At 66.3% G+C, this 1775-nt stretch carries 2 protein-coding genes; both read left to right on the forward strand.

The window, feature by feature from the left end; all coding sequences use genetic code 11:
- Window positions 1–1235, forward strand: a 1235-nt coding sequence (locus Q3C01_RS44785) for a response regulator (RefSeq protein WP_458151733.1), incomplete at its 5' end; no start/stop codon positions are given.
- Window positions 1236–1327: 92 nt separating this feature from the next.
- On the forward strand, window positions 1328–1775 hold a 448-nt coding region (locus Q3C01_RS44790; RefSeq protein WP_458151734.1), incomplete at its 3' end, for a chemotaxis protein CheW.

Consider the following 1775-nt stretch of genomic DNA (forward strand, 5'->3'; position numbering starts at 1 on the left):
TGGTGCGGGCGCGCGCCAACTCCGAGCACCGCATCGAGCGCATCAAGGACACCGCGGTCTTGAGGCTGCGCAACAAGCTCTTGCCGCTGATCCACCTCAAGAAGCTCCTCAAGATCGACGACGGCGCGGCGAGCGATCCCGAGAACGGCTTTATCGTGGTGACCCAGGTCGGTAGCCAGACCTTCGGCATCGTGGTCGACGGCGTGTTCCACACCGAAGAAATCGTGGTCAAGCCGATGTCCACCAAGCTGCGCCACATCGACATGTTCTCCGGCAACACGATTTTGGGCGATGGCGCGGTCATCATGATCATCGACCCCAACGGCATCGCGAAAGCCCTCGGCGCCTCCGGCTCCTCGGCCCATGACATGGCCGACGAGAATGCCGCCCATCACATCGGCAGCGGCGAGCAGACCACCTCGCTCCTGGTGTTCCGCGCCGGCTCGAGCCAGCCCAAGGCCGTGCCGCTCGGCCTCGTCACGCGCCTGGAGGAGCTGCCCGCCGACAAGATCGAGTTCAGCAACGGCCGCTACATGGTGCAGTACCGCGAGCAGCTGATGCCGCTGGTCGCCATGGAGGGCGTCACCATCGCATCGCAAGGCGCCCAGCCGATCCTGGTGTTCGCCGATGACGGCCGCTCCATGGGCCTCGTCGTCGACGAGATCATCGACATCGTCGAGGAACGCCTCAACATCGAGGTCGGCGGAAGCAGCGCCGGCATCCTGGGCTCGGCCGTGATCAAGGGCCAGGCCACCGAGGTGATCGATGTCGGCCACTTCCTGCCGATGGCGTTTGCCGACTGGTTCACCCGCAAGGAGATGAAGCCGTCGATGCATTCGCAGTCGGTGCTGCTGGTCGACGACTCAGCCTTCTTCCGCAACATGCTGGCCCCGGTGCTGAAGGCGGCCGGCTACCGCGTCCGCACCGCGCCGACGGCGCAGGAGGGGCTTGCGGCGCTGCGCGCGCAGAGCTTCGACGTCGTGCTGACCGACATCGAGATGCCCGACATGAACGGGTTCGAGTTCGCGGAAGTCATCCGCTCCGACCACAATCTCGGCGCGATGCCGATCATCGGGCTGTCGGCGCTGGTCTCGCCGGCGGCGATCGAGCGCGGCCGGCAGGCCGGCTTCCACGACTATGTCGCCAAGTTCGACCGTCCCGGTCTGATCGCGGCGCTGAAGGAGCAGACCGCAGGCGCGGCCGGCGCCTCCGAGCTGAGCCGCGCGGCGGCGTAGAGCATGATCCGGACCCGAAGGGCCGCGTTAGCGCAAAGTGTGAAGCGGTTCTCCGAGAAGATCATGCTCAAGAAGAGTCAGAGGAAACACAGATGAGCAGCAAGACGCAAAGCAGCGAAGGCGCCATGGTCGAGTACGTCACCGCGATGATCGGCGGCCAGCTCTTCGGCCTGCCGATCTCGCGCGTCCAGGACGTGTTCATGCCCGAGCGCGTCACCCGCGTGCCGCTCGCCTCCCGCGAGATCGCGGGCGTTTTGAACCTGCGCGGCCGCATCGTCACCGTGGTCGACATGCGCGCGCGCCTTGGCCTGCCCAAGGCGGAGGACGGCAAGGTGCCGATGGCGGTCGGTGTCGACCTGCGCGGGGAATCCTATGGCCTCCTGATCGACACGATCGGCGAGGTGCTGCGCCTGCCCGAGGACGGCAAAGAGGAAAACCCCGTCAACCTCGACCCCCGCATGGCCAAGCTTGCCGGCGGCGTCCACCGTCTCGACGGCCAGCTCATGGTCGTTCTCGATGTCGATCGCGTTCTCGAACTCG

It is taken from the genome of Bradyrhizobium sp. UFLA05-109 (assembly GCF_054185165.1).